The sequence below is a fragment of the Bacillus sp. T17B1 genome (genome assembly GCF_026796395.1).
In the GTDB taxonomy this organism is placed as follows: domain Bacteria; phylum Bacillota; class Bacilli; order Bacillales; family Bacillaceae; genus Bacillus; species Bacillus spizizenii_A.
This window is the reverse complement of record NZ_JALAYA010000001.1, coordinates 178,974-202,783: the sequence shown is the minus strand read 5'-3', so window position 1 is coordinate 202,783 and position 23,810 is coordinate 178,974. Positions and strand designations below refer to the sequence as shown.

Below are 23,810 nucleotides of genomic sequence, written 5' to 3'. Positions count from 1 at the left end.
TGAGTGCTCGGCCTTTTAATGTATTCAGAATATAAAAGCCTTAAAGGCTTTTTCGTTTTTACTCGTTGATATTAGCTGTTTTTTTATTCGAAGCAGCAGCAAGAGAAATCAGATAACCGGCAATGGCTCCAATGATTGCAGGGATAACCCAGCCGAATCCTAAGCTGTAAAGCGGCAGCGATTGCCCGAGAACTTTATTTAAAGAATCGAGCGGAATGCTCGCGGCATTCAGGCCATCAATAATACTGAAAATACCAGTTGCAATCAAACATAGGATATATACTTCACGTCTGCCCTTAAATGATTTTTCAATAAATGAAAGCAAAATGATAACAATTGCTAACGGATAAATAGCTGATAAAATAGGGACTGAGAACAAAATAATATTTGACAGCCCAAAGTTAGAAATAATAAAACTGAACACAGTGACAATCGTTACAACGGCTTTATAAGATAAAGAAGGAATCAGCTTTGAGAAATAATTTCCACATGAAGAGACAAGGCCAATGCTTGTTGTCAGGCACGCGAATAGGATAGCGACGCCTAAAATCATATTTCCTAATGACCCGAACAGGTGCTGTGAAGATTCTGATAAAATTTTGCTGCCTGCACCAAGGAGTCCGACAGATTCTGTGCTTGTTGCTCCTAAATAGGCGAGTGAAACGTAAACCAGGCCGAGTCCCGCTGCGGCAACCAGCCCCGCTTTAATACATACGGAAGCAACTGATTTACGGCTGGTAATGCCTCTCTCCTTAACGGCATTAACAACGACAATTCCGAACACGATAGAAGCAAGTGCATCCATTGTTTTATAGCCTTCTAAAAATCCTTTAAACAATGATTCGGAAGCATACGCTTCAAGCGGCGACTGTATGTCCCCCATCGGCGTCACGATGCTTTTGATGACTAATATTGCGATAACAGCAAGTAATATAGGCGTTAATACCTTACCAATCCTGTCAACTAGCTTTGTAGGATTTAAAGCCAGGTAGTACGTAACTGCAAAGAAAAGAAACGTAAATATAAGAAGCGTGAGCCATGCCGGCATGCCGCCTACAAAAGGTACAGCCGCAATTTCATAAGAAACAGTGCCTGTTCGCGGAATTGCAAACAGCGGTCCAATTGTTAAATAAAGAACGACAGTAAAAATGGTTCCGAAGACAGGATGTGCTTTATCTGCAAGGCCTTTAGCATCTGTACCTGTTAAAGCAACAGCTACAACACCTAAAAGCGGCAGGCCGACACCGGTCACGAGAAAGCCTGTCATCGCTTTCCAAACATTCTCACCGGCTGCTTGTCCAAGTTCCGGCGGAAATATCATATTTCCTGCGCCAAAGAACAAAGCAAAGAGCATAAGCCCAATGGCGATCGTTTCCTTGGCTGATAGTGATGATTTCATAACGTATAAATCCTCCTAATTTCACTTTGGTAGAATATTCTGTCAATTAATTGTCAGATAATATGACGAAAGTAACAAATCTAATTATAGGTGAATGTATGAAGAAGTCAATAGTAATTTTATTTACTTTTTCAGCAGTAATTTGATATGGTAACATATAAAATTAGTTTTGGATTGCTTTCATATTAAAGGAGTAAAAAGATGTTATATTTAGACAATAGTTCAACGACCAAACCTTACGATGAAGTCTTGAACACATATGAACAAACAAGCAGACGATATTTTGGAAATCCCTCATCTTTGCACCGGTATGGAGCAGAAACGGAACAGCTGCTTCAGGCAGCTAAACATCAGATAAAAAGAGCCATAGGCATAAAGAATTATGATATTGTATTTACGTCAGGCGCTACAGAAGCTAATAATATGGCTTTAAAAGGAGCCGCTTTGTCAAAAATAAAAGCAGGCAAACATATCATTGCCACTTCTATTGAACATCCGTCGGTTACGGAATCATTAGAACAGCTTACGGAGTTATTCGGGTTTGACGTCACTTATCTTTCAGTGAACGAAGACGGATTGGTTTCCATTGAAGAACTGAAACAAGCCATCCGCCCGGATACCGTGCTTGTCACCATGATGCATGTGAACAATGAAGTCGGTTCCGTGCAGCCGATTGAAAAGGCAGGAGAAGTGCTGAAAGAGCACTCGAACATTTTGTTTCACGTCGATTATGTGCAGGGCATCTATAAAGTGCCCTTGGCGATTGAAAAGGCAGGCATTGATCTTTGTTCGATTTCCGGGCATAAATTTCACGGGCTGAAAGGGACAGGCGCGCTTATCGTAAAAGAAGGAACACGTCTTATTCCCCTACTAACGGGAGGCTCCCAGCAAAAAGGCATTCGGGCCGGAACGGAGCATACTGCGGGGGCGGTTTCGCTAGCCAAAGCCATGAATCTTGCCGCTTCTGATTTTGAAACAAGGCTTGACACGATGGCTGCAGCAAAGGAATTGTTTATGAAAAGGCTGAGTGAAACCGAAGGCGTTGTTGTCAATACGCCTCAAATGAATAGTGCGCCGCACATTATTAATTTCTCTGTTCCTGGGATTAAAGCAGAAGTGCTTTTACACATGCTCGAGGAACAGGATATATTCGTCTCAACCACATCGGCCTGCTCGGCAAAAGAGCATAAGCCCAGCGAAGTTCTCCTGCAGATGGGCAAGGGAGAGCAAATTGCCGGAAGCAGCATCAGAATCAGCTTAAATTACAGCCAGACAAGCAATGTAGTAGAGCCGTTTATGAACGCGCTCCGTCCTGGCATCAAAAAATTAAAGAAAATGATGAGGTAGAATATGAATTACGATCATATATTAATTCGTTTTGGGGAAATTTCGACCAAAGGCAAAAACAGAAAAAGCTTTATTGAGCGCTTAAAGCAAAACGTCAGACTCGTTTTGAAAGGCTATCCGAACTTAAAATACTTTTCCAATCGGGACCGTATGACGATTACATTAAATGGAGAAGATCCTGAGGCTCTTTTTCCTCATTTAAAGCAGGTGTTTGGCATTCAAAGCTTCAGCCTGGCGATTAAGTGTGATAGCCGTCTTGATGATATTAAGGCCACTGCTCTGCAAGCTGTCGAAAATCAGTATCAGCCTGGTGATACGTTTAAAGTCGCAACGAAGAGAGCGTATAAACAATTTGAATTAGATACGAATCAAATGAATAACGAAATCGGCGGCCATATTTTGCGAAATACAGAAGGATTGACGGTCGATGTTCGCAATCCTGACATCACGCTCAGAATTGAAATCAGGGAAGAAGCGACTTTTTTGACGATCCGCGATGAAAAAGGTGCAGGCGGCCTGCCCGTTGGTTCAGCAGGCAAAGCGATGCTGATGCTTTCCGGCGGTTTTGACAGCCCTGTGGCTGGTTTTTATGCGATGAAACGGGGACTGTCGGTAGAAGCTGTTCATTTCTTCAGCCCGCCATACACAAGCGAGCGCGCAAAACAAAAGGTAATGGATCTGGCAAAATGCCTGGCCCGCTTCGGGGGAAGCATGACGCTTCATATCGTTCCGTTTACGAAAACGCAAGAGCTCATCCAAAAACAAATACCTGAGAACTACACAATGACGGCAACCCGCCGCCTCATGCTTCAAATTGCCGACAGAATCAGAGAAAAGAGAAATGGGCTTGCCATCATTACGGGGGAAAGCCTCGGTCAGGTAGCGAGCCAAACGCTTGAAAGCATGTATGCGATTAACGCGGTGACGCCAACACCGATTTTGCGTCCGTTAATCGCCATGGACAAAACAGAAATCATCGAAAAATCACGTGAAATCGGCACATATGAGACAAGCATTCAGCCGTTCGAAGACTGCTGCACGATCTTTACGCCGCCAAGTCCGAAAACACGCCCTAAAAAAGAAAAAATCGAACACTTTGAAAGCTTTGTTGATTTTGAGCCGTATATTCGAGAAGCGGTTGACAACATTGAAACAATGACGCTTTATAGTGAACAAGAAGCAAACGATAAATTCGCAGAACTCTTTTAAATCGCTCCGGCTCCTGTATACAATTACCAAAGTTTTTCTGTATGAAGCCATGTGTTTTAACACATTCTATACTCACAAGGAGGTGAGACACATGGCACAAAACAGTCAAAACGGTAACAGCAGTAACCAACTCCTAGTACCAGGAGCTGCTCAAGCCATCGACCAAATGAAATTAGAAATCGCTTCTGAATTCGGTGTAAACCTTGGAGCAGACACAACTTCTCGCGCTAACGGTTCTGTTGGAGGAGAGATCACAAAACGTCTTGTATCTTTTGCTCAACAAAACATGGGCGGAGGACAATTCTAATTTACAATTTCACATAATGGCTTAGGAGTGGGGATATCCCCACTCTTTTTCGTTTTTTATGTATAAAAAAGGACCAGCGGCCTATAAAAACCTATGTTTACAGAGCTTGTTTTTAGGCATATCCTTACGGAAAGAGCCTGTATTTATGTATAATGGGTGAAGAAAGTGAGGAGTTGTACGTGTTAAAACGAGAAGATTTAATTGCCCCTATGGAATATAATTTAGTGAATGAAATGGAAAAGTTCAGTGCCACTGGACAAAAAACCGCTCTTCTATGGGAGGATGAGTCAGGTAAGCAAATATCTTGGTCATATGAAAAGCTGATGGAAGAAACAAATAAAATTGGAGCAGCTTTGGCTGACCTTGGATTTAAAAAGGGAGACAAGCTGATTGTAATGGTTCCGCGTGTGCTTGAAGCCTATGCTGTTTATTTGGCTATCCTAAAATCAGGAATGGTTGTCATTCCGTGCTCGGAAATGCTTCGTGCGAAAGATCTTGAATACCGGATTGAACATGCAGAAGTAAAAGGCGCCATCGTCTATTCTGAATTTATCGGCGCTTTCCGTGATGTCACTACGGCTGACAAACTGATTAAACTGTCTATTGGCGAAAACGATGCCGGCTGGAAAAATCTCTTATCGATTGAAGCGGACGGAAGTCAATTCCAAACAGCTGACACAACAAGAGAAGATATGGCTTTCTTATCTTATACATCCGGAACAACAGGTCAGCCTAAAGGTGTTGTACATACACACGGATGGGCATTTGCTCATTTACAAACATCTGCTGGCGCTTGGCTTGATATTTCTGAAAAAGATGTCGTCTGGGCGACTGCTGCCCCTGGCTGGCAAAAGTGGGTGTGGAGCCCGTTTTTAGCGGTACTCGGCAGCGGAGCAACGGGTTTTGTATACCACGGCAGATTCAAAGCAGAAAAATATTTAGAACTTTTAAGCCGTTACAAAATCAATGTCTTCTGCTGTACGCCGACGGAATACCGCTTAATGGCGAAGGTTGAAGGTTTAGACCGGTATGATCTTTCTGCCCTGCACAGCGCCGTGTCCGCAGGCGAGCCGCTTAACCGTGAAGTCATTGACGTGTTCCAAAAGCACTTCGGCATTAAGGTGCGGGACGGGTATGGCCAAACAGAAAGCACGCTTTTAGTCGGTGTCTTGAAAGATATGGATATTAAACCGGGAAGCATGGGAAAACCGACACCGGGAAATCAGGTGGAGATCATTAATGAAGACGGTGAAATCTGCAAATCTGGTGAGGTTGGCGATATCGCAGTTCACCTTAGCACGCCGGCACTCTTTAAAGAATATTACAAAGATCCTGAAAGAATGAAAACACAAATTCGCGGCGATTTTTTCCTTACAGGAGACAGAGCTAAAAAAGATGAGGAAGGTTACTTCTGGTTTGAAAGCCGAAATGACGATATCATTATCAGCTCCGGCTACACGATCGGGCCATTCGAAGTGGAAGACGCGCTTGTTAAGCACCCTGAAGTAAAAGAATGTGCTGTAGTCGCAAGCCCTGATGAAATCAGAGGATCCATCGTTAAGGCGTACGTTGTCCTGCAAAATCACGAAAAACGCAGTGATGAGCTTGTCAAAATACTGCAAAACCATGTAAAGACCATTACAGCTCCATACAAATATCCGAGAGAGATTGAATTTGTGGAAAGCCTGCCGAAAACGGCTTCTGCTAAAATCAGACGAGTGGAATTAAGAAAACGTGAAGAACAGCTCAAAGCCAATAAAAAGGCGTAAAGAAAGAGAGTGAACGTGGATGAAGGCGATATGGCACGGCGGTTTCATTTATACGATGCTCGAAGAAGGCGATTTGACAGAGGCAGTTTATGTCGAGGATGGTGTCATAAAGGGCACCGGCAGCTATGAACGTCTAAAAAAAACGTACGGGTCCCCGGAAACAGAAGAAATCAGCCTGAACGGAGCAGTGATGTTTCCTGGTTTTGTCGACAGCCATCTACATTTGATCGGCCACGGTGAGAAACAGCTTCAGCTCGATCTGTCCGCGCTAACGTCAAAAGAAGCTATTTTGCAGGCTGCCAAAGAAAGAGAGCGACAGCTTCCTGAAGGCGATTGGCTCATTGGAGAGGGATGGAATGAAAATCAGTTTGAGACACCGGACTATTTGGTTAAGCATGATCTTGATCACTTATTTCCAGACAGGCCTGTCTTGCTCAAGCGAATATGCCGGCATGCGATAGCCGTCAATTCTGCTGCTCTTCAAGTGGCAGGGATTACTAGAAACACTCCTGATCCTGAGGGCGGAGTCATCGCAAAAGATGCAAACGGTGAGCCGACCGGGCTTCTGTTTGATAAGGCGCAGCATTTGATTTTGCAGGCTGTCCCGCCAGTCTCCCAGCACTATGTTGATGAGGCGCTTACGGCTGCGATAAAGGACTGCTGGACAAAAGGCCTGACGGGCGGACATTCGGAAGACTTGTCCTATTATGGTGACGTTTCGGTGCCGATGAAAGCTTATGAGAAAGCTGCCGCTAGCGGACAGCATCCGTTCCGCTGTCATTTGCTCGTTCATCACGAAGCGGTAGATCGGTGGGAGCAGCTGGAGAAGCCGTCCGGCCCGTATGTGGAGTTCGGTGCGATGAAAATCTTTGCTGACGGGGCGCTTGGCGGGAGAACGGCGTTATTAAAAGAACCATACCAGGACGATCCGTCCACTAATGGTGTTCAAGTTCATGATGACGAAACCCTTGACAGGCTCATTCGAAAAGCGAGAGAAAAAGGCATGGAAGTTGCCGTTCATGCAATCGGCGACCTAGCTTTTGAAAAAGTGCTGAACGCAATAGAAAAGCAACCGCCCAAAAACGGCCGCCATGATCGGCTGATTCATGCTCAAGTGCTGAATGACGAATTAATCGAAAAAGCAGCACGTATGCCAGTCGCACTTGATCTTCAGCCTCATTTTGTCGCCAGTGATTTTCCCTGGGTGATTGACCGTCTCGGAAAAGACCGGATGAACACAGCCTTTGCGTGGAAAACACTGATGTCTAAAGGTATATTATGCGCGGGCGGCTCAGACGCCCCAATTGAGCCTGTTGACCCGCTTCTTGGCATCCAGTCCGCGGTGCTCCGTAAAAGCAGTCATGAACAGAACGGGCCAAGCTATAATGAAAACGAATGCTTAACGGTATATGAAGCAATTAAGCTCTATACAGAAGGAAGCGCCGGGATCATTTATAAAGAGACATCACGCGGAAAAATTGCCGAAGGCTATGACGCGGATTTTACGGTTCTCAGCGAGGATCCGTTTACAATTGACCCTGCAAAGCTTCATCTTTTAGACATTGAAAAAACCGTAATTAACGGCCAGATTGTATATGAGAAATAATAAAAGGACGGGCGGGTAGCCTGTCCTTTTCATGTTCTATAAAAAAGTGCGTTTTACTTTCTCCCAAAATGAATTGTCTTTTAATTTGACTGTTTTGATTTTCTTGTCAGACAGTTTGATTTCGATTGTTTTTACGTTTCTCGTGCTGAGTGCTTCATTGTCCAACCCGATGATTGGGTGCTCATTGCCGTCTTGTACCACACGAAGGGTCAGCTTTCGGTCAGAGCTGAGGACAAATGGCGAGCCGAGTGTCCGGTAGTTGTTATTGTTGAGAGAAGCAAGCTCAGATACCTGCATGCATGGGAGCAGCGGATCAACAACCGCTCCTGCAACAGATTTGTTATATGCGGTGCTGCCTGTAGGCGTAGAGATAATCATCCCGTCACCTCTAAACGTTTCAAAGTGCAGATCATCAATCAACACGTCCATCACAAAGGTCTTAATGATGCTTGAACGGATGGAAACCTCGTTTAGGCAGTGAAAAGGCCTGGCATTATCCACTGTCACTTCAATCAACGGATATTTTCTGACTTCAATTTGTTCAAACGTCATCGCATCGACCATTTTTTGACGCTCATCACTATGAAAGTCGCAATATAAATGAGCTTTCCCCTTTTTGGTAATACCGACGTACAAGCAGTCGTCACGGAAATTCGTCTTTCTGACTGCCTGCAAAAATGTGCCGTCCCCGCCAATGCTAGCAATGATATTGGCGTCTGAGTGCTGATTCACAACTGTAAATCCATGCTCTTCAGCCAATTGCGCTAAAGAGTTGGCTTGTTCGTTTGTTTCCTGGTCCTGTTTGTGAAAAAAATAAACATTACGGCGTTGATCGGTCATCTCCCATTTCCCCTTTGCTGTCATATTTAAGTTTTTCTGCCATCCAGTATTTGTGATAAAATACCTTTGGCCATAAGTGTACCACGTTTGCCGGCAGCCCGTTAAGCCGGAGCTTTCTCATCACATGAAACATTTTTCATATCGAATCGTATAATGAGAGAGTGTGGGAAAAAGGAGGAGAAAAAGATGAATGCAAAAAGATGGATTGCATTAGTGATTGCCCTGGGAATTTTCGGCGTGTCCATCATCGTCAGCATTTCAATGAGTTTCTTTGAAAGTGTCAAAGGCGCTCAAACGGATCTCGCATCACTGACAGGTGAATCGCATGAAAAGACGCTGGAAAACGGCAGTCTTTCAAGTAAAATTGCCGTATTGGAGGTTAGCGGCACCATTCAGGATAATGGGGATTCAAGCAGTCTGCTCGGATCAGCCGGATATAACCACAGAACGTTCTTAAAAAACCTTGAGCGTGCTAAAGATGACAAAGCGGTCAAAGGCATCGTTCTCAAGGTGAACTCTCCGGGCGGCGGAGTATATGAAAGTGCTGAAATACATAAGAAGCTGGAAGAAATCAAGAAAGAAACTAAAAAACCAATTTACGTATCGATGGGATCAATGGCAGCATCCGGCGGCTATTACATTTCAACGTCGGCTGATAAGATCTTTGCGACCCCAGAAACTCTGACTGGGTCACTCGGCGTCATTATGGAAAGCGTCAATTATTCAAAGCTTGCTGATAAGCTCGGCATTTCTTTTGAAACGATTAAGAGCGGGGCCCATAAGGATATTATGTCACCTTCCCGTGAGATGACGAAAGAAGAAAAGAACATCATGCAATCCATGGTTGATCATTCGTATGAAGGCTTTGTTGCTGTTATTTCTGAAGGCCGCGGCATGTCGAAAGCAGAGGTAAAGAAAATCGCGGACGGACGCGTGTATGACGGACGGCAGGCGAAAAAACTGAATCTCGTCGATGAGCTTGGTTTTTATGACGATACCATTTCAGCGATGAAAAAGAATCATAAAGATTTGAAAAACGCCTCTGTCATCTCTTACGAGGAAAGCTTCGGATTAGGCTCACTGTTTTCCATGGGCGCGAACAAAATGTTTAAGAGTGAAATTGATTTTCTGAATATGAGAGAAATTCTTTCACAATCCGGTTCGCCGAGAATGATGTATCTCTATGCGAAGTAGGAGGGATCAATAATGGACGCGACATATGAAGAGTTAGAGCGCAATGGCATTAAAAGCCCACAAGAAGCAGAGCAGCTGACACACGCCTATGCCGGCTTTTGGGTTCGTTTCTGGGCTTTCCTGCTTGACTGGCTCGTTGTATGGGGATTAAACCACTTACTTGTTTCTCCCCTCTTTACCGTATTGGATCTGCCGAAAACATCTGGTATGTTTACCTTCTCGGCCTACAGTGTGACTACACTTGTTGTTTATCTTGCCTATTTTGCGCTGATGACAAAATTTTTCCGTCAGACGCTTGGAAAAATGGTGTTCGGCCTCAAAGTGGTTTCCGTGAAGCCAGATCATAAGCTGACATGGAGTACAGTGATTTTTCGTGAAGTAGTCGGACGATATATAGATAAGATTTGGATTTTATATATCGTTGTTGCTTTTTCGCCTACAAAACAGGGGATTCATGATTACATTGCGGATACGACTGTGGTGCATGAAAAACTATATCACAATAACCGATAAACCCGGACCTCGTCCGGGTTTATTTTTTTCTGATTTGGCGATAATGCTCCTAGAGGAAGTGAAGAATATGGTATATGTGCTGACAGCCCTTTTTATTCTCATAGGTATCGTGCTGCTTCTTAGAATGAAAGTTCATGTCGCTGCAGAGTATCTTCACACTGATGATAACGACAAATTGACCTTGAAGATCACGACGCTGTTTGGCCTCATACGGATCAAAAAAACAATTCCGGCGATTAAGGTGAATAAAGAGGACGGAACAGTTGATATCAAACAAAAATCAACATCGAAAATAAAAAAAAGCAGCAGCAAGAAAAAAATTTCATTTGATGATGTAGAGCAAAGCATTCATAAAATCGAAATGCTTCTGCATCAGGTCACCAAATTACGGAAAATTAGTGCGTCTTTTCTGGCGCATTTGCATATCACAAAACTCGAATGGGTCACAGTTGTCGGAATTCAAGACGCGGCAGTGACAGGTGTATTATCAGGTGCTGTATGGGGTGTGAAAGGTGGTATCGCTGCAATGCTGTATGACCATCTGGATTTTGTGAATAAACCCGTCTATCAAGTGATTCCATCGTTTCAAGTCCCTGTCTCTAAGACCCATTTCCAGTGTATATTCTTTTTTCGCTTTGGACATGCTATGCTTGCAGCTTTCAAATTCGTCAAATACGGACGGGAGCTATCCGTATTAAAGAAGAATCCGTCGTCCCGAATGACCTCAAAGAATGATTCATCAGTTTAAGGAGGAAGCATATATGGCAGACCATCCCATCCAAGGTTTAATGAAAACAGCAATGGAAAACTTGAAGGAAATGATTGATGTTAACACCATCATCGGAGATCCGGTTGAAACGCCGGATGGAAGCGTGATTTTAACCGTTTCTAAAGTTGGATTCGGATTCGCCGCAGGCGGAAGCGAGTTTGGCGGAAAGCCGGCAGAAAAGAAATCGGAAGACGATGAGACAAGGGAACAAAAACTTCCTTTCGGAGGCGGAAGCGGGGGCGGTGTGTCCATTACGCCGATCGCGTTTTTAATTGTTGGATCGACAGGAATCAGAATGCTTCATTTAGATGAAAATACTCATTTGATTGAGAAAATTTTAGATGCGGCCCCTCAAACCCTTGAGCGCATCCAGCAAATGTTCAAGAAAAATAACAAGAACCAAGGTCAGGGCCAAAATCAAAACCAAATGAACAATATGAATTATTAAAGAAGGTTAACTGCGGCCGCCGCAGTTAACTTTTTTTTGGCATATACTTTGCAGTTTGCAGGAAACTTTACTATGATAGAGACATACATACAAAAGGGAGGAATTATAATGGCTGAAATTACATTTAAAGGCGGTCCGGTTACACTCGTTGGACAAGAAGTGAAAGTAGGAGATCAAGCTCCTGATTTCACAGTGCTGACTAACAGCCTTGAAGAAAAATCGTTAGCTGATATGAAAGGAAAGGTAACGATTATTTCTGTTATCCCTTCAATTGATACAGGTGTTTGTGATGCGCAAACACGCCGTTTTAACGAAGAAGCTGCAAAGCTTGGAGATGTTAACGTCTATACAATCAGTGCAGACCTTCCATTTGCACAAGCGCGCTGGTGCGGTGCTAACGGAATTGACAAAGTGGAAACACTGTCTGACCATAGAGATATGTCATTTGGCGAAGCGTTCGGTGTGTATATTAAAGAACTTCGTCTGCTTGCACGTTCCGTATTCGTCCTTGATGAGAACGGAAAAGTCGTTTACGCTGAATATGTAAGCGAAGCAACAAACCACCCGAACTATGAAAAGCCAATTGAGGCTGCCAAGGCATTAGTGAAGTAAGCACGGAAAAAAGCTCCAGGCTGCCGCCGGAGCTTTTTTCATGGCAAGGAGGAACATATATGCAAAAAGACCATGTAGGTGCGGTTTACGAGCTGTTAAACGAAGCCGCGATCTTGATAAAAAATGAATTGCAAATTTCATATATAGAGGCGCTGGCTGAAGCGGGAGAAATGTATTTTCTTGAAAAAACGGATCAGTTAAAACTGCCTGACGAGAAAGCCAAACAGCTTCAGGCTCTTCTAGAAAAAGCGGAATTCGGCACGTATGAGCACGAGTGGGTTCGCAAAGCTTTTCAGCTTGCCGTCCTAAAGGGACTGAAAGATATCTCCCATCCGAACAGACAAATGACGCCGGACACGATCGGGCTGTTCATCAGTTATCTAGTGAATAAGTTTATGGCGGACAAAAAGGAACTGACGGTTCTTGATCCGGCAGTAGGAACGGGAAACCTTCTGTTCACCGTGCTGAACCAGCTGTCTGAAAAAACGGCAAATAGCTATGGCATTGAAATTGATGATGTGCTGTTGAAGATCGCGTATGCCCAAGCGAACCTTCTGAAAAAAGAGCTTGAGCTTTTCCATCAGGACAGCCTTGAGCCGCTGTTTATCGATCCTGTTGACACGGTCATATGCGATCTGCCAGTCGGCTATTATCCGAATGACGAAGGAGCAGAAGCGTTTGAGCTTAAAGCTGACGAAGGCCATTCCTTCGCTCATCATCTGTTTATTGAGCAAAGCGTCAAGCACACCAAACCGGGCGGCTACCTATTTTTTATGATCCCGAATCATTTATTTGAGAGCTCCCAAAGCGACAAGCTGAAGCAGTTTTTCAAAGATAAAGTTCATATCAACGCGCTTTTGCAGCTTCCAAAATCCATTTTTAAAGACGAGGCTCATGCCAAAAGCATCCTTGTGCTCCAGAAAAAAGGAGAGGAGACAAAAGCGCCAAGCCAAATTTTGCTTGCGAATCTTCCGTCTTTCTCCAATCAGAAGCCTATGCTTGATATGATGGCTCAATTGGATGCGTGGTTTAAGAAAGAAAAATAGATGTTAAATAGCAGCTTAGGCAGCCGTCATGCGATGGATGCTTAAGCTGTTTTTATTTGTGCACTTGAAGACATGACCGGCGAATTGAATTCCGCTTTGAAACACAAAATACAGAAAGAAAAACCGCAACATGTAAGCGTTCGTCAACATGAATTCTGTAGGTAATATGTCTGAAAATAACGACTTCTCGTTGTAAGCGTTATCAATACATAAGTTGACTTGAAATGCCGACATGACAATGTTTAAATGGAAAAGTCAGATATTTTTCGGAGAAGATGATGATATTCACCGGGAAAAAAGTACGAAAACGAAGTTGTTGATACAGAGTATAAAGGAGCGTCAATCATGTCCAAAATTATTGCAATTAACGCAGGAAGCTCGTCTTTGAAATTTCAGCTTTTCGAAATGCCTTCAGAAACCGTTTTAACGAAGGGTTTAGTTGAACGAATTGGTATCGCCGACAGCGTCTTCACGATTTCTGTAAACGGCGAAAAAAATACAGAAGTAACTGATATTCCGGATCATGCGGTAGCTGTTAAAATGCTGCTGAACAAGTTAACGGAATTCGGCATTATTAAAGATCTGAATGAAATTGACGGTATCGGCCACCGCGTCGTGCACGGCGGAGAAAAATTCAGCGATTCTGTTTTATTAACGGATGAAACCATAAATGAAATTGAAGATATTTCTGAATTGGCACCGCTTCACAACCCGGCAAATATCGTTGGAATTAAAGCGTTTAAAGAAGTGCTTCCAAATGTTCCTGCGGTTGCTGTTTTTGATACGGCATTCCACCAAACAATGCCTGAGCAGTCTTACCTGTACAGCCTGCCGTATGAATACTATGAAAAGTTCGGCATCCGTAAATACGGCTTCCACGGCACTTCACATAAATATGTGACTGAGCGCGCGGCAGAGCTTCTCGGCCGCCCGTTAAAAGACTTACGCTTGATTTCCTGCCACCTTGGAAACGGCGCAAGTATTGCGGCTGTTGAAGGCGGCAAATCAATTGATACATCCATGGGCTTTACGCCGCTTGCCGGTGTTGCAATGGGGACACGTTCTGGAAACATCGACCCAGCCCTGATTCCATACATCATGGAGAAAACAGGCCAAACGGCTGACGAAGTATTGAATACATTAAACAAAAAAAGCGGATTGCTCGGCATTTCCGGTTTCTCAAGCGATCTTCGTGACATCGTTGAAGCAACGAAAGAAGGAAATGAGCGTGCGGAAACTGCCCTTGAAGTCTTCGCAAGCAGAATCCACAAATACATCGGTTCATACGCTGCAAGAATGAGCGGTGTAGATGCGATCATCTTTACTGCTGGTATCGGTGAAAACAGTGTAGAAGTCAGAGAACGCGTGCTTCGCGGCCTAGAATTCATGGGCGTATACTGGGATCCTGCACTTAATAACGTACGCGGCGAGGAAGCTTTCATCAGCTATCCGCACTCTCCAGTAAAAGTCATGATCATTCCGACAGATGAAGAAGTCATGATTGCGCGTGACGTTGTCCGTTTAGCAAAATAAATCGCATGAAAGCACATTCTCTTGAATGTGCTTTTTTGTTGATGCATGATAGTGACAGACAGAAAAAATAAAGAGGTGGGCCAATGAGCGTTCAAGAGCATAGACAGGAAGCTCCGGATATCGTTCGGTGCAAAGTCATGACAGTCAGTGACACGAGAACAGAGGAAACCGATAAAAGCGGCAAACTGATGATCTCGTTTTTAGAAGAAGCCGGTCATCATATTGCTGCATATGAAATTGTAAAAGACGAAAAGGATGCTTTGCAGCGGGCAGTGCTTGCGGGCTGCATGGATGAACAGACAGACGCGGTTCTCTTAAACGGAGGGACAGGCATAGCAAATCGAGACGTCACAATTGAGGCCATCACGCCATTGTTTTCGAAAGAGCTGCCCGGCTTTGGAGAAATCTTCAGGATGCTGAGTTATACAGAGGATATCGGCTCTGCCGCAATCATGTCGAGAGCCACTGCTGGTGTCATTCAGCATACAGCTGTTTTCTCGACACCAGGCTCAAGCGGCGCAGTAAAGCTGGCAATGAATAAGCTGATAATTCCCGAACTTGCACATGTAGTCAGAGAAATCAGAAAAGACAAGTAAATGAATAAATACTACGAAACTTCACCTGCAAAAATAGGTGAAGTTTTTTTCATAAAAGGCTTGAAAAAAAGAAACGTACTTGTTAAAGTGTATACATACAAAATGTATTTTTATTAAATATAACTTATTTTTATACAAAAACGAAACACGGTTGAGAGGGGATTTTTATCATGTCAGAACAGAAAAAAGTCGTATTAGCATACTCAGGAGGTCTTGATACTTCCGTCGCAATAAAATGGCTTCAGGAGCAAGGGTATAATGTAATCGCCTGCTGCCTGGACGTCGGTGAAGGCAAAGATTTGGCATTTGTTCAGCAAAAAGCGCTGGAAGTCGGCGCGACAAACTCCTACGTGATCGATGCAAAAGAAGAATTTGCACAGGACTACGCGCTTATCTCTTTACAGGCCCATACGATGTATGAAGGAAAATATCCGCTCGTTTCAGCATTATCTCGACCGCTGATTGCGAAAAAACTGGTTGAAATCGCGGAAAAAGAAGATGCACAGGCGATTGCGCACGGATGCACAGGGAAAGGAAATGACCAAGTTCGTTTCGAAGTATCCATTAAATCATTAAACCCTGACCTCGAAGTTATCGCGCCGGTTCGGGAATGGCAATGGTCACGTGAAGAAGAAATTGAATATGCAACAAGCCGCGGTATTCCGATTCCGATCAATCTTGACAGCCCGTATTCAATCGATCAAAACCTGTGGGGACGTGCAAATGAGTGCGGTATTTTAGAAGATCCATGGGCTGCGCCGCCAGAAGGTGCATACGATTTAACAGCTCCGCTGGAAAAAACGCCGGATACGCCCGAAGTGATTGAAATTGCATTTGAACAAGGTGTGCCTGTATCCATTGATGGTGTATCTTACTCACTTTCTGAACTGATTCTGAAGTTGAACGAAATGGCAGGCGCACACGGTGTCGGACGTATCGACCACGTGGAAAACCGTCTTGTTGGCATTAAATCCCGGGAAGTATACGAATGCCCTGGTGCGATAACACTCATCAAAGCGCATAAAGAACTGGAAGATATAACCTTGGTTAAGGAGGTAGCCCACTTTAAACCGATTATCGAGCAAAAAATGTCAGAAATTATTTACAACGGCTTATGGTTCTCACCGTTAAAAGACGCCCTGCATGCTTTCTTAAAAGAAACGCAAAAGCATGTCACAGGCATTGTCCGCGTAAAGCTGTTTAAAGGCCATGCAATTGTGGAAGGTCGTAAATCAGAATACTCTCTATATGATGAAAAACTTGCAACATATACAAAAGACGATGCGTTTGATCACCATGCGGCAATTGGGTTTATCGAGCTATGGGGACTTCCGACAAAAGTGAACAGCATCGTGAAAAAAAAGGAGCAGATTAAAGCATGAAGAAGCTTTGGGGAGGCCGATTTCAAAAAACACCGGAAAAATGGGTCGACGAGTTCGGCGCGTCTATATCATTTGACCGAAATTTAGTCACTGAAGACATTACAGGGTCTCTCGCACATGCTGCCATGCTGGAAAAATGCGGTATCCTGACAACAGAGGAAGAACTGAAAATCCGTGAGGGACTGAATACCCTTCTGCAAAAAGCAGAGGAAGGAACATTGGAATTCTCAGTTGATTATGAAGATATTCATTTGAACATTGAGAAAATGCTTATTGACGAAATCGGATCTCTAGGCGGCAAGCTGCATACCGGCAGAAGCCGGAATGACCAGGTGGCAACTGACATGCATTTATACTTGAAACATCATGTGGGCCACATCATCGAGCTGATTGAGGCGTTCCAATGCGCGCTGATCGAAAAGGCGGAAGCGAATGTCGAAACGATTCTGCCAGGATACACTCACCTGCAGCGCGCCCAGCCGATTTCGTTCGCTCACCATTTGCTTGCGTATTTCTGGATGCTGGAGCGTGATAAGGAGCGTTTTCAGGATTCAATGAAGCGGATTAACAAATCTCCGCTTGGCTGCGGGGCGCTGGCGGGAACAACCTTCCCAATCGACCGTAATTATTCAGCAGAACTGCTCGGATTTGACTCTATTTATGAAAACAGCCTGGACGGTGTCAGCGACAGAGATTTCATTTTGGAGTTTTTAAGCAACAGCAGTATGCTGATGATGCACCTATCCCGTTTCTCTGAAGAAATTATTTTATGGTGCTCTCAGGAGTTTAAATTCATCGAGCTTGACGATACGTACGCAACAGGAAGCAGTATGATGCCACAAAAGAAAAACCCAGATATGGCAGAGCTGATCCGCGGAAAAACGGGACGCGTATACGGTGATATGATGGGGCTGTTTACAATCATGAAAGGTCTTCCGCTCGCTTACAACAAAGACCTTCAAGAAGACAAAGAAGGCATGTTTGACACAGTGAAAACGGTTGAAGGCAGCCTGCAAATCTTCACAGGCATGATCCAAACAATGACTGTAAACAAAGAGGTCATGAAGCAAGCGACAAAACAAGACTTTTCAAATGCGACAGAACTGGCCGATTATTTAGCGAAAAAAGGAATGCCGTTCAGAGAAGCGCATGAAGTAGTTGGAAAACTTGTGTACACATGCATCGAAAAAGGGATCTATTTAAGCGATATGCCGTTTGCCGATTTTCAGCAGGCGAGCACGCTCTTCGATGAAGATATTTACACTGTGTTAGACCCTTACTACGCAGTTGAAAAAAGAATGAGCGCCGGGGGCACCGGATTCAAACAAGTGGAGCAGGCGCTTAAAAAAGCAAAAGCTAGCGTGGCAGAAGGAGTTTGTTAAAATTTCCTTCATAAAATCCCGCCATTATAGCCAACCTACCTCTATAATGATGGGAGGCAGAAGGATGAAAAAAGAACTGGAACGCTATATATATGATGAACAAGAAAGCCAGGAGACAACAAGGCTCATTTCAGAAGCATATCAAAGCGGTTATGTCGATATGCATGATCAGGAGCCTTCATCTTCTGCAGAATAAGCTGTCTGTACAGGCAGCTTTTTTTGTATGTCAAAGTGTAAAAAGTGATATTGAAGGCCTTTTATAGTAAAGTAGAAGAAGAAACACTTTATTGAAAGCGGCGACGTTGCTTGGGAGGTATTCATGTGCGACATGCTTTAATTACTGCCGGTTCGAAGGGTTTAGGCCGCAAAGTGACTGAGACGTTGCTTGCAAAGGGGTATTCAGTAACAGTCAATTACAGACAGGACGAGGAGGCTGTCAGCCGCCTAAAGGAAGCCTGTCCTGATTGTCTTGACCGGCTGCAATTTGTAAAAGGTGATGTCACCAAAAAAGAAGATCTGCTGCGTATTGCAGAGGCAGCCTTAAACCGCTTCGGAAGGGTCGACTTTTTGATTAACAACGCGGGACCATACATATTTGAACGTAAAAAGTTAGCCGATTATACTGATAATGAATGGTACGGAATGCTGGAAGGTAATTTAAGCGCTGTCTTTCATTTATTCAAAGCGGTTATTCCTATTATGAGGAAACAGCAATTCGGACGTATTATCACGTACGGATTCCAAGGTGCGGCGCACGCGCCCGGCTGGCTTCACCGGTCGGCATTTGGCGCTGCGAAAGTGGGTTTGGCTTCTTTAACGAAGACCATTGCCATTGAAGAAGCCGAATTCGGCATAACTGCCAACATGGTTTGCCCGGGTGACATTGTCGGTGACATGAAGGAAGCATCAATAGAGGAAGCCAGAAAGCGAATCGGCAAAGACAAAACGCCGATAGGAAGATCCGGCACAGGCGAGGATATCGCCCGGATTATCGCTTTCTTGTGCGAGGAGAACTCAGACCTTGTGACAGGGACTGTCATTGAAGCCACCGGAGGCCTCAATGTCATTAATAAGAATCAAACAACATAAGTTTTTCAGCTTTTTAAAAAGGGAAAATAAAAAAATGGACGAGGTGAAAGAAATGAAAGTGACATATCACGGACATTCTGTAATCACAGTGGAAACGAAGGATCACCATATTATATTTGATCCGTTTTTGACAGGGAATTCGTCAACGGATGTAAAGCCGGAGGATGTAAAAGCAGACGTTATCTTATTGACGCATGGCCACAATGATCATGTCGGCGACACTGAGCAAATCGCCAAGCAAAACAACGCGCTGGTTGTAGCTCCGAACGAGCTCGCCGTGTACCTAGGCTGGAAAGGTTTGAATGTTCATCCGATGCACATCGGCGGCTCCCGCCAGTTCGATTTTGGAAAAGTGAAACTCACACAGGCCTTTCACGGATCAGCCATCACAGATGAAGAAAACAAAACGATTACTTACACAGGCATGCCAGCCGGTATTTTGCTGACAGTAGAAGATAAAACGATTTTCCACGCGGGCGATACGGCTCTTTTCTCTGATATGAAACTTATTGGCGAATTGAATCATATCGACATTGCCTTTTTGCCGATTGGCGATAACTTTACGATGGGGCCTGAAGACGCAAAGCTTGCCGCTGAATGGCTGCGCGCAAAACAGGTCGTGCCGGTGCATTACAATACATTCCCGGTCATCGAACAAGACCCTGAGGCATTCGCTGACAGCCTGCCGGGCGGAGTCGGAAAAGTCATGGCGGTCGGTGAGACGATCGAGCTTTAAACGAATGAAAACATCCCCTGATTTCTCTGGGGGATGTTTTTTATTTTCTCCGCTCATTGCGTATAAATCCTCCGAAACCTTATAATAAAAGCAGAAGACTGTCCTTAGAGGTGAAACGCTTGGCAACGAAGCATGAACAAATTTTATCGTATATTGATTCACTGCCTGTCGGTGAAAAAATTTCTGTGCGAAGAATTGCAAAGGAAATGAAAGTAAGCGAAGGGACCGCGTACAGAGCAATTAAGGAAGCAGAGAATAAAGGGTTTGTCAGCACGATTGAACGTGTGGGTACAATTAGGATTGAACAAAAGAAAAAAGAGAATATTGAAAAGCTTACATATGCGGAAGTCGTAAATGTCATAGACGGACAGGTGCTCGGAGGACGAGCCGGACTCCATAAGACATTGAATAAATTTGTCATCGGCGCGATGGAGCTGGATGCGATGATGCGTTACACCGCAGCGGGCAATCTTTTAATTGTCGGAAACAGAATCAACGCACACAGACAGGCGCTCGAAGCGGGCGCGGCTGTATTGGTGACCGGGGGCTTTAACACGGATGACAGCATTGTGCAGCTGGCAGATGAGCTTGAGCTGCCGATTTTATCCACAAGCTATGACACTTTTACAGTCGCCGCAATGATCAACCGGGCGATTTATGACCAGCTGATCAAAAAAGAAATTGTCCTGGTCGAGGACATTTTAACGCCTGCTGACCGTACGGTATATCTTTCGCCTAAGGATAAACTTGAAAAGTGGTATGAGAAAAACTTTGAAACGGGGCACGGCCGGTTCCCGGTTGTCGACGACCAGTCGAAAATCCACGGCATCCTAACATCAAAAGATATCGCCGGCCATGACCGAAACGCACCTATCGAAAAGGTCATGACTAAAAATCCTGTTACGGTTATTGGGAAAACCTCTGTCGCCTCAGCGGCGCAAACGATGGTATGGGAAGGAATCGAAGTGCTTCCCGTCACTGACGGCCACCAAAAACTGATTGGCATGATCAGCCGCCAAGACGTGTTAAAAGCGCTTCAAATGATTCAAAAGCAACCGCAGGTCGGGGAGAAGCTTGATGATATCGTTTCAAGGGGATTTAAAGATGAGGGTGATGATAAAGAGGATCAAACGGTTTACGAGTATGAAGTCACGCCGCAGATGACAAACCAGCTCGGAACCATTTCTTATGGTGTGTTTACGACCATTCTGACGCAAGCGGCCAACCGGTTTTTGCGCTCGAAAAAACGCGGCGAGCTCGTCATCGAAAGCATCACCATTTTCTTTTTGAAGCCTGTGCAGATGGAATCGGTCATCGAAGTCAAACCGCGCATTTTGGAGGCGGGCCGAAAGTTTGGAAAAATGGAAGTTGAAGTGCACAGCCAGGGCCATATCGTGTCAAAAGCGATGCTGATGGTTCAGCTGATGGAAAGAAGCTAAGGGACGTTTAAGGCGCCCCTTACGCGTGATCTCTTTCAGCTTCTTTGGCGTGAAGGGGATAGTAATGCCTATAGGCTTTATAACCTGCCCAAGCGCTTCCTGCTCCTATGACGATAAAGATACCGCCAATTACTAACGTTAATACAGAATGAAATAATATCATTTGGTTGAGCCCGTAGAACAGGACCAGTGACCCTAAGGCCATGCTTGATTTTGCTGAACAGATTTCTTTCTCCAAAGATTGCTTAGCCCGAACGCCTTTTACTTTATAGTACACATAAAAGCAGGCTGAAAGCCCAATCAAAAAAACAAGAACCAGCATAAATGAAATCCTCCATCGTAAAAGTTTACAAACCCATTCTATACCAAAACGGGCTTGGTTTTGACGTTATTTTTCTTTTCCGTCGGCAGAGAATGTGATTTAATGAATAAAAACAATAAAGGAGTATCAAATGAAAACAGAACTGATCAGAACCATATCATTATATGACACGATTATCTTACATAGACATGTGCGTCCTGATCCGGATGCCTACGGATCACAGTGCGGACTTACAGAAATCCTGCGTGAAACATATCCTGAAAAAAATATTTTTGCGGTCGGAACGCCTGAACCGTCCCTCTCTTTCTTATATTCCCTTGATGAGGTGGACAATGAAACATATGAAGGCGCACTTGTCATTGTCTGCGATACGGCAAATCAGGAAAGAATCGACGATCAGCGTTATCCTTCCGGCGCTAAACTGATAAAAATCGACCACCATCCGAACGAAGATCAATACGGTGACCTTCTCTGGGTCGATACAAGCGCCAGCTCAGTAAGTGAAATGATTTACGAGCTGTATTTAGAAGGAAAAGAGCACGGCTGGAAGCTGAATACGAAAGCGGCAGAGCTCATCTACGCCGGCATCGTCGGAGATACCGGACGCTTCTTATTTCCGAATACAACGGAAAAAACATTAAAATATGCAGGCGAGCTCATTCAGTATCCATTCTCTTCCTCAGAGTTGTTTAATCAATTGTATGAAACAAAACTGAATGTGGTGAAGCTTAACGGCTATATCTTTCAAAATGTGTCATTGTCCGAAAACGGTGCAGCTTCTGTTTTTATCAAAAAAGATACGCTTGAAAATTTCGGCACAACGGCATCAGAAGCGTCGCAGCTCGTCGGGACGCTTGGGAATATCTCAGGTATTCGGGCTTGGGTGTTTTTCGTAGAAGAAGACGATCAAATCAGAGTTAGATTCCGCTCGAAGGGGCCTGTCATTAACGGACTTGCCCGGAAATATAATGGCGGAGGGCATCCGCTTGCTTCAGGCGCCTCTATTTACAGTTGGGATGAAGCTGATCGGATATTAGCTGATCTGGAAGCATTATGTAAAGAACACGAGTAGAGGGGAGACCCTCTCTCTTAGTGTTCATCTGTGACGGGGATGAACCAGCAGCCAAAATCAGTAAGGTCCTCATAGACTTGGAGATTGTGAGATTGAAGTTCTTTTTTGATGAGGGAAGCGAGTGAGTGTGTTTCGGCATATGCAGAAAAACCTTGTCTGAGCCGGGCTGTTTGATCTTTTGCTAACTGACGGTCACTGTAAACCTCCATTTCCCTTCCTCCTTCCTTTCGCCATTAAGCCTCACATATAGTTTATAAAAAAGAATGGAAAAAAGCGACAGAAGTTTGGAGGATTTTAAAAAAATCCATAATTATGTGGCGAATGATATTTCAAGTTCTACTGTCAATCTTGTATAAATCGTTAATTCCTTGACGGTTGCCTCGTATTTTTTTTCATTGATCATATACACCTTATTTTCGATTGTCCGTTTTAAAAGATCTTTTGTTTGATAGACGCTCTCTATGTCTTTTGTAATCACCTCTGAAATATCATCCTTTACATGCTCCTCGAATTTCGTTTTATCCGGCTGCGATATTTTATATTTATCCCCATTCAGCAATTTAACGCTGACGCTTTGAATCAGCAGTTTTCTTTTATTATCTTCATTCAGTTTATGGAGGTCTTCCTGATAGATTGAAATTTGATTGTTCAAGTCTTTTACATGCTCTTTTTGTTTTTCGATGAGGCTGACCTGCTCCTCTTGGAATGTTCCGTAGGTAAACAGGAAAAAAAACCAGCTGATTACGGCTCCGCACATCATTCCCGCGAAAAAACGCTGCCACCCCGGTTTTTTGTAATGCTGGGGGACCCTCATGAAGAAAGATGCTCCTGAGTCAGCCATGAGATAATGAGCCAGCCGCTTTGCGCGCCGCCCATAGCCGAGATAATCAAAAGAAGCTGCTTAAAGATATCTCTCGTATTGCCTTCAAGAATACCTCGTTCAAAGCTGTATACCGCATCAAAGGTGCCTCCGATTGCTGCGACAAGCGCCCATATCTTTAACCGGTTCGCAAGCTTTGTAATCGCCGTAAGCGGGGCTTCACCTGCCAAATATGCTCCGAGACCTCCGATGAGTGCGCCCCCGATCAGCACCCCTAACGCAATGAAGTAACTATTAATAAAATTCACCATAAATCCTGCTTCCTGATCCATCTTTATCACCTCGCCTTTTATATCATATTGGGCTTTCAGGACAAGTAT

General features: G+C 44.2%; 26 protein-coding genes. 20 read left to right on the top strand and 6 right to left on the bottom strand.

All coding sequences use genetic code 11. The annotated features are described in order from the left end of the window. Positions 1-58: 58 nt before the first annotated feature. Positions 59-1,399 carry a branched-chain amino acid transport system II carrier protein gene (gene brnQ / locus MOF34_RS00990; protein WP_268398016.1) on the bottom strand — a complete coding sequence of 447 codons (1,341 nt, stop codon included), beginning with the start codon at positions 1,397-1,399 and terminating at the stop codon, positions 59-61. A 201-nt stretch (positions 1,400-1,600) separates the two neighbouring features. Between brnQ and MOF34_RS00985 the strand changes: the two genes are divergently transcribed. The 5 genes from MOF34_RS00985 (at position 1,601) to MOF34_RS00965 (ending at position 7,637) form a co-directional block, all read left to right on the top strand. After that, positions 1,601-2,746: a cysteine desulfurase family protein gene (locus MOF34_RS00985; RefSeq protein ID WP_268398015.1), complete on the top strand. Its 1,146-nt coding sequence runs from the start codon at positions 1,601-1,603 to the stop codon at positions 2,744-2,746. Positions 2,747-2,749: 3 nt separating this feature from the next. Continuing rightward, complete coding sequence (thiI, locus tag MOF34_RS00980; RefSeq protein ID WP_268398013.1) at positions 2,750-3,955, top strand: tRNA uracil 4-sulfurtransferase ThiI; 1,206 nt, start codon at positions 2,750-2,752, stop codon at positions 3,953-3,955. 91 nt (positions 3,956-4,046) lie between these two features. After that, positions 4,047-4,262: an alpha/beta-type small acid-soluble spore protein gene (locus tag MOF34_RS00975; protein WP_010329658.1), complete on the top strand. Its 216-nt coding sequence runs from the start codon at positions 4,047-4,049 to the stop codon at positions 4,260-4,262. Between the two features lie 179 nt (positions 4,263-4,441). Next, on the top strand, positions 4,442-6,031 hold the full coding sequence (mbcS, locus tag MOF34_RS00970; protein ID WP_268398011.1) for an acyl-CoA synthetase MbcS: 1,590 nt from the start codon (positions 4,442-4,444) through the stop codon (positions 6,029-6,031). Between the two features lie 19 nt (positions 6,032-6,050). Next, entirely contained in the window at positions 6,051-7,637 is a 1,587-nt protein-coding gene (locus MOF34_RS00965; protein ID WP_268398010.1) for an amidohydrolase, read from the top strand. 36 nt (positions 7,638-7,673) lie between these two features. Here the strand turns inward: MOF34_RS00965 and MOF34_RS00960 are convergent, their stop codons facing one another. Further along, positions 7,674-8,477 carry an NAD kinase gene (locus MOF34_RS00960; RefSeq protein ID WP_268398008.1) on the bottom strand — a complete coding sequence of 268 codons (804 nt, stop codon included), beginning with the start codon at positions 8,475-8,477 and terminating at the stop codon, positions 7,674-7,676. A gap of 186 nt (positions 8,478-8,663) precedes the next feature. On the opposite strand from MOF34_RS00960, the gene sppA reads away from it, so the two are divergent. The 14 genes from sppA to MOF34_RS00890 all read left to right on the top strand — a co-directional run bounded on the left by sppA (position 8,664) and on the right by MOF34_RS00890 (position 21,216). Next, positions 8,664-9,671, top strand: coding sequence for a signal peptide peptidase SppA (sppA, locus tag MOF34_RS00955; protein ID WP_268398006.1), 1,008 nt, complete (start codon positions 8,664-8,666; stop codon positions 9,669-9,671). A 12-nt stretch (positions 9,672-9,683) separates the two neighbouring features. After that, positions 9,684-10,184: an RDD family protein gene (locus tag MOF34_RS00950; RefSeq protein ID WP_268398004.1), complete on the top strand. Its 501-nt coding sequence runs from the start codon at positions 9,684-9,686 to the stop codon at positions 10,182-10,184. A gap of 67 nt (positions 10,185-10,251) precedes the next feature. After that, positions 10,252-10,932 carry a DUF2953 domain-containing protein gene (locus MOF34_RS00945; RefSeq protein ID WP_268398003.1) on the top strand — a complete coding sequence of 227 codons (681 nt, stop codon included), beginning with the start codon at positions 10,252-10,254 and terminating at the stop codon, positions 10,930-10,932. A gap of 13 nt (positions 10,933-10,945) precedes the next feature. Beyond that, entirely contained in the window at positions 10,946-11,401 is a 456-nt protein-coding gene (ytfJ, locus tag MOF34_RS00940) for a GerW family sporulation protein (protein WP_003223504.1), read from the top strand. Between the two features lie 108 nt (positions 11,402-11,509). Further along, positions 11,510-12,013: a thiol peroxidase gene (tpx, locus tag MOF34_RS00935; RefSeq protein ID WP_003223506.1), complete on the top strand. Its 504-nt coding sequence runs from the start codon at positions 11,510-11,512 to the stop codon at positions 12,011-12,013. Positions 12,014-12,072: 59 nt separating this feature from the next. After that, positions 12,073-13,059 carry a class I SAM-dependent methyltransferase gene (locus tag MOF34_RS00930; RefSeq protein WP_268398002.1) on the top strand — a complete coding sequence of 329 codons (987 nt, stop codon included), beginning with the start codon at positions 12,073-12,075 and terminating at the stop codon, positions 13,057-13,059. A gap of 345 nt (positions 13,060-13,404) precedes the next feature. Then, complete coding sequence (locus MOF34_RS00925; protein ID WP_019715371.1) at positions 13,405-14,592, top strand: acetate kinase; 1,188 nt, start codon at positions 13,405-13,407, stop codon at positions 14,590-14,592. An 83-nt stretch (positions 14,593-14,675) separates the two neighbouring features. After that, a complete protein-coding gene (locus MOF34_RS00920; protein ID WP_019715370.1) occupies positions 14,676-15,188 on the top strand; it encodes a MogA/MoaB family molybdenum cofactor biosynthesis protein in 513 nt (170 codons plus the stop codon). Between the two features lie 170 nt (positions 15,189-15,358). Next, positions 15,359-16,570 carry an argininosuccinate synthase gene (locus MOF34_RS00915; RefSeq protein ID WP_019715368.1) on the top strand — a complete coding sequence of 404 codons (1,212 nt, stop codon included), beginning with the start codon at positions 15,359-15,361 and terminating at the stop codon, positions 16,568-16,570. Beyond that, positions 16,567-17,952 (top strand): argininosuccinate lyase, encoded by a 1,386-nt coding sequence (gene argH / locus MOF34_RS00910; protein WP_268397999.1) that lies wholly within the window; start codon positions 16,567-16,569, stop codon positions 17,950-17,952. Before MOF34_RS00915 ends, argH begins: the two co-directional genes overlap by 4 nt. A 64-nt stretch (positions 17,953-18,016) precedes the next feature. Further along, complete coding sequence (locus MOF34_RS00905) at positions 18,017-18,148, top strand: hypothetical protein (protein WP_019715366.1); 132 nt, start codon at positions 18,017-18,019, stop codon at positions 18,146-18,148. 125 nt (positions 18,149-18,273) lie between these two features. After that, the gene (locus MOF34_RS00900) at positions 18,274-19,041 is read left to right on the top strand and encodes an SDR family oxidoreductase (RefSeq protein ID WP_019715365.1); all 768 of its coding nucleotides are present in this window, start codon (positions 18,274-18,276) and stop codon (positions 19,039-19,041) included. 52 nt (positions 19,042-19,093) lie between these two features. Further along, positions 19,094-19,777: a metal-dependent hydrolase gene (locus MOF34_RS00895; RefSeq protein WP_268398065.1), complete on the top strand. Its 684-nt coding sequence runs from the start codon at positions 19,094-19,096 to the stop codon at positions 19,775-19,777. Between the two features lie 119 nt (positions 19,778-19,896). Beyond that, positions 19,897-21,216 carry a CBS domain-containing protein gene (locus MOF34_RS00890; protein WP_268397998.1) on the top strand — a complete coding sequence of 440 codons (1,320 nt, stop codon included), beginning with the start codon at positions 19,897-19,899 and terminating at the stop codon, positions 21,214-21,216. Positions 21,217-21,235: 19 nt separating this feature from the next. On the opposite strand, the gene MOF34_RS00885 is transcribed toward MOF34_RS00890, so the two are convergent. Beyond that, entirely contained in the window at positions 21,236-21,538 is a 303-nt protein-coding gene (locus tag MOF34_RS00885; RefSeq protein WP_003223529.1) for a YtpI family protein, read from the bottom strand. 130 nt (positions 21,539-21,668) lie between these two features. Between MOF34_RS00885 and nrnA the strand changes: the two genes are divergently transcribed. Beyond that, on the top strand, positions 21,669-22,610 hold the full coding sequence (gene nrnA / locus MOF34_RS00880) for a bifunctional oligoribonuclease/PAP phosphatase NrnA (protein ID WP_268397997.1): 942 nt from the start codon (positions 21,669-21,671) through the stop codon (positions 22,608-22,610). A gap of 17 nt (positions 22,611-22,627) precedes the next feature. On the opposite strand, the gene MOF34_RS00875 is transcribed toward nrnA, so the two are convergent. The 3 genes from MOF34_RS00875 to ytrH all read right to left on the bottom strand — a co-directional run bounded on the left by MOF34_RS00875 (position 22,628) and on the right by ytrH (position 23,762). Beyond that, positions 22,628-22,819, bottom strand: coding sequence for a hypothetical protein (locus MOF34_RS00875; protein WP_019715361.1), 192 nt, complete (start codon positions 22,817-22,819; stop codon positions 22,628-22,630). A 101-nt stretch (positions 22,820-22,920) separates the two neighbouring features. After that, positions 22,921-23,424, bottom strand: coding sequence for a sporulation membrane protein YtrI (ytrI, locus tag MOF34_RS00870; protein WP_003223535.1), 504 nt, complete (start codon positions 23,422-23,424; stop codon positions 22,921-22,923). Continuing rightward, on the bottom strand, positions 23,421-23,762 hold the full coding sequence (ytrH, locus tag MOF34_RS00865) for a sporulation membrane protein YtrH (RefSeq protein ID WP_003223537.1): 342 nt from the start codon (positions 23,760-23,762) through the stop codon (positions 23,421-23,423). Before ytrH ends, ytrI begins: the two co-directional genes overlap by 4 nt. Positions 23,763-23,810 lie beyond the last annotated feature (48 nt).

Excerpts from the sequence above, each read along its gene's own strand:
- MOF34_RS00895 (WP_268398065.1), top strand. The coding sequence starts at position 19,094 with ATGAAAGTGACATATCACGGACATTCTGTAATCACAGTGGAAACGAAG.
- ytrI (WP_003223535.1), bottom strand. The coding sequence starts at position 23,424 with ATGAGGGTCCCCCAGCATTACAAAAAACCGGGGTGGCAGCGTTTTTTC.
- MOF34_RS00930 (WP_268398002.1), top strand. The coding sequence starts at position 12,073 with ATGCAAAAAGACCATGTAGGTGCGGTTTACGAGCTGTTAAACGAAGCC.
- MOF34_RS00965 (WP_268398010.1), top strand. The coding sequence starts at position 6,051 with ATGAAGGCGATATGGCACGGCGGTTTCATTTATACGATGCTCGAAGAA.
- thiI (WP_268398013.1), top strand. The coding sequence starts at position 2,750 with ATGAATTACGATCATATATTAATTCGTTTTGGGGAAATTTCGACCAAA.
- MOF34_RS00915 (WP_019715368.1), top strand. The coding sequence starts at position 15,359 with ATGTCAGAACAGAAAAAAGTCGTATTAGCATACTCAGGAGGTCTTGAT.
- MOF34_RS00960 (WP_268398008.1), bottom strand. The coding sequence starts at position 8,477 with ATGACCGATCAACGCCGTAATGTTTATTTTTTTCACAAACAGGACCAG.
- MOF34_RS00975 (WP_010329658.1), top strand. The coding sequence starts at position 4,047 with ATGGCACAAAACAGTCAAAACGGTAACAGCAGTAACCAACTCCTAGTA.
- MOF34_RS00875 (WP_019715361.1), bottom strand. The coding sequence starts at position 22,819 with ATGGAGGTTTACAGTGACCGTCAGTTAGCAAAAGATCAAACAGCCCGG.
- tpx (WP_003223506.1), top strand. The coding sequence starts at position 11,510 with ATGGCTGAAATTACATTTAAAGGCGGTCCGGTTACACTCGTTGGACAA.
- MOF34_RS00945 (WP_268398003.1), top strand. The coding sequence starts at position 10,252 with ATGGTATATGTGCTGACAGCCCTTTTTATTCTCATAGGTATCGTGCTG.
- argH (WP_268397999.1), top strand. The coding sequence starts at position 16,567 with ATGAAGAAGCTTTGGGGAGGCCGATTTCAAAAAACACCGGAAAAATGG.
- MOF34_RS00985 (WP_268398015.1), top strand. The coding sequence starts at position 1,601 with ATGTTATATTTAGACAATAGTTCAACGACCAAACCTTACGATGAAGTC.
- MOF34_RS00925 (WP_019715371.1), top strand. The coding sequence starts at position 13,405 with ATGTCCAAAATTATTGCAATTAACGCAGGAAGCTCGTCTTTGAAATTT.
- nrnA (WP_268397997.1), top strand. The coding sequence starts at position 21,669 with ATGAAAACAGAACTGATCAGAACCATATCATTATATGACACGATTATC.
- sppA (WP_268398006.1), top strand. The coding sequence starts at position 8,664 with ATGAATGCAAAAAGATGGATTGCATTAGTGATTGCCCTGGGAATTTTC.
- MOF34_RS00905 (WP_019715366.1), top strand. The coding sequence starts at position 18,017 with ATGAAAAAAGAACTGGAACGCTATATATATGATGAACAAGAAAGCCAG.
- MOF34_RS00920 (WP_019715370.1), top strand. The coding sequence starts at position 14,676 with ATGAGCGTTCAAGAGCATAGACAGGAAGCTCCGGATATCGTTCGGTGC.
- brnQ (WP_268398016.1), bottom strand. The coding sequence starts at position 1,399 with ATGAAATCATCACTATCAGCCAAGGAAACGATCGCCATTGGGCTTATG.
- ytfJ (WP_003223504.1), top strand. The coding sequence starts at position 10,946 with ATGGCAGACCATCCCATCCAAGGTTTAATGAAAACAGCAATGGAAAAC.
- ytrH (WP_003223537.1), bottom strand. The coding sequence starts at position 23,762 with ATGGATCAGGAAGCAGGATTTATGGTGAATTTTATTAATAGTTACTTC.
- MOF34_RS00950 (WP_268398004.1), top strand. The coding sequence starts at position 9,684 with ATGGACGCGACATATGAAGAGTTAGAGCGCAATGGCATTAAAAGCCCA.
- MOF34_RS00885 (WP_003223529.1), bottom strand. The coding sequence starts at position 21,538 with ATGCTGGTTCTTGTTTTTTTGATTGGGCTTTCAGCCTGCTTTTATGTG.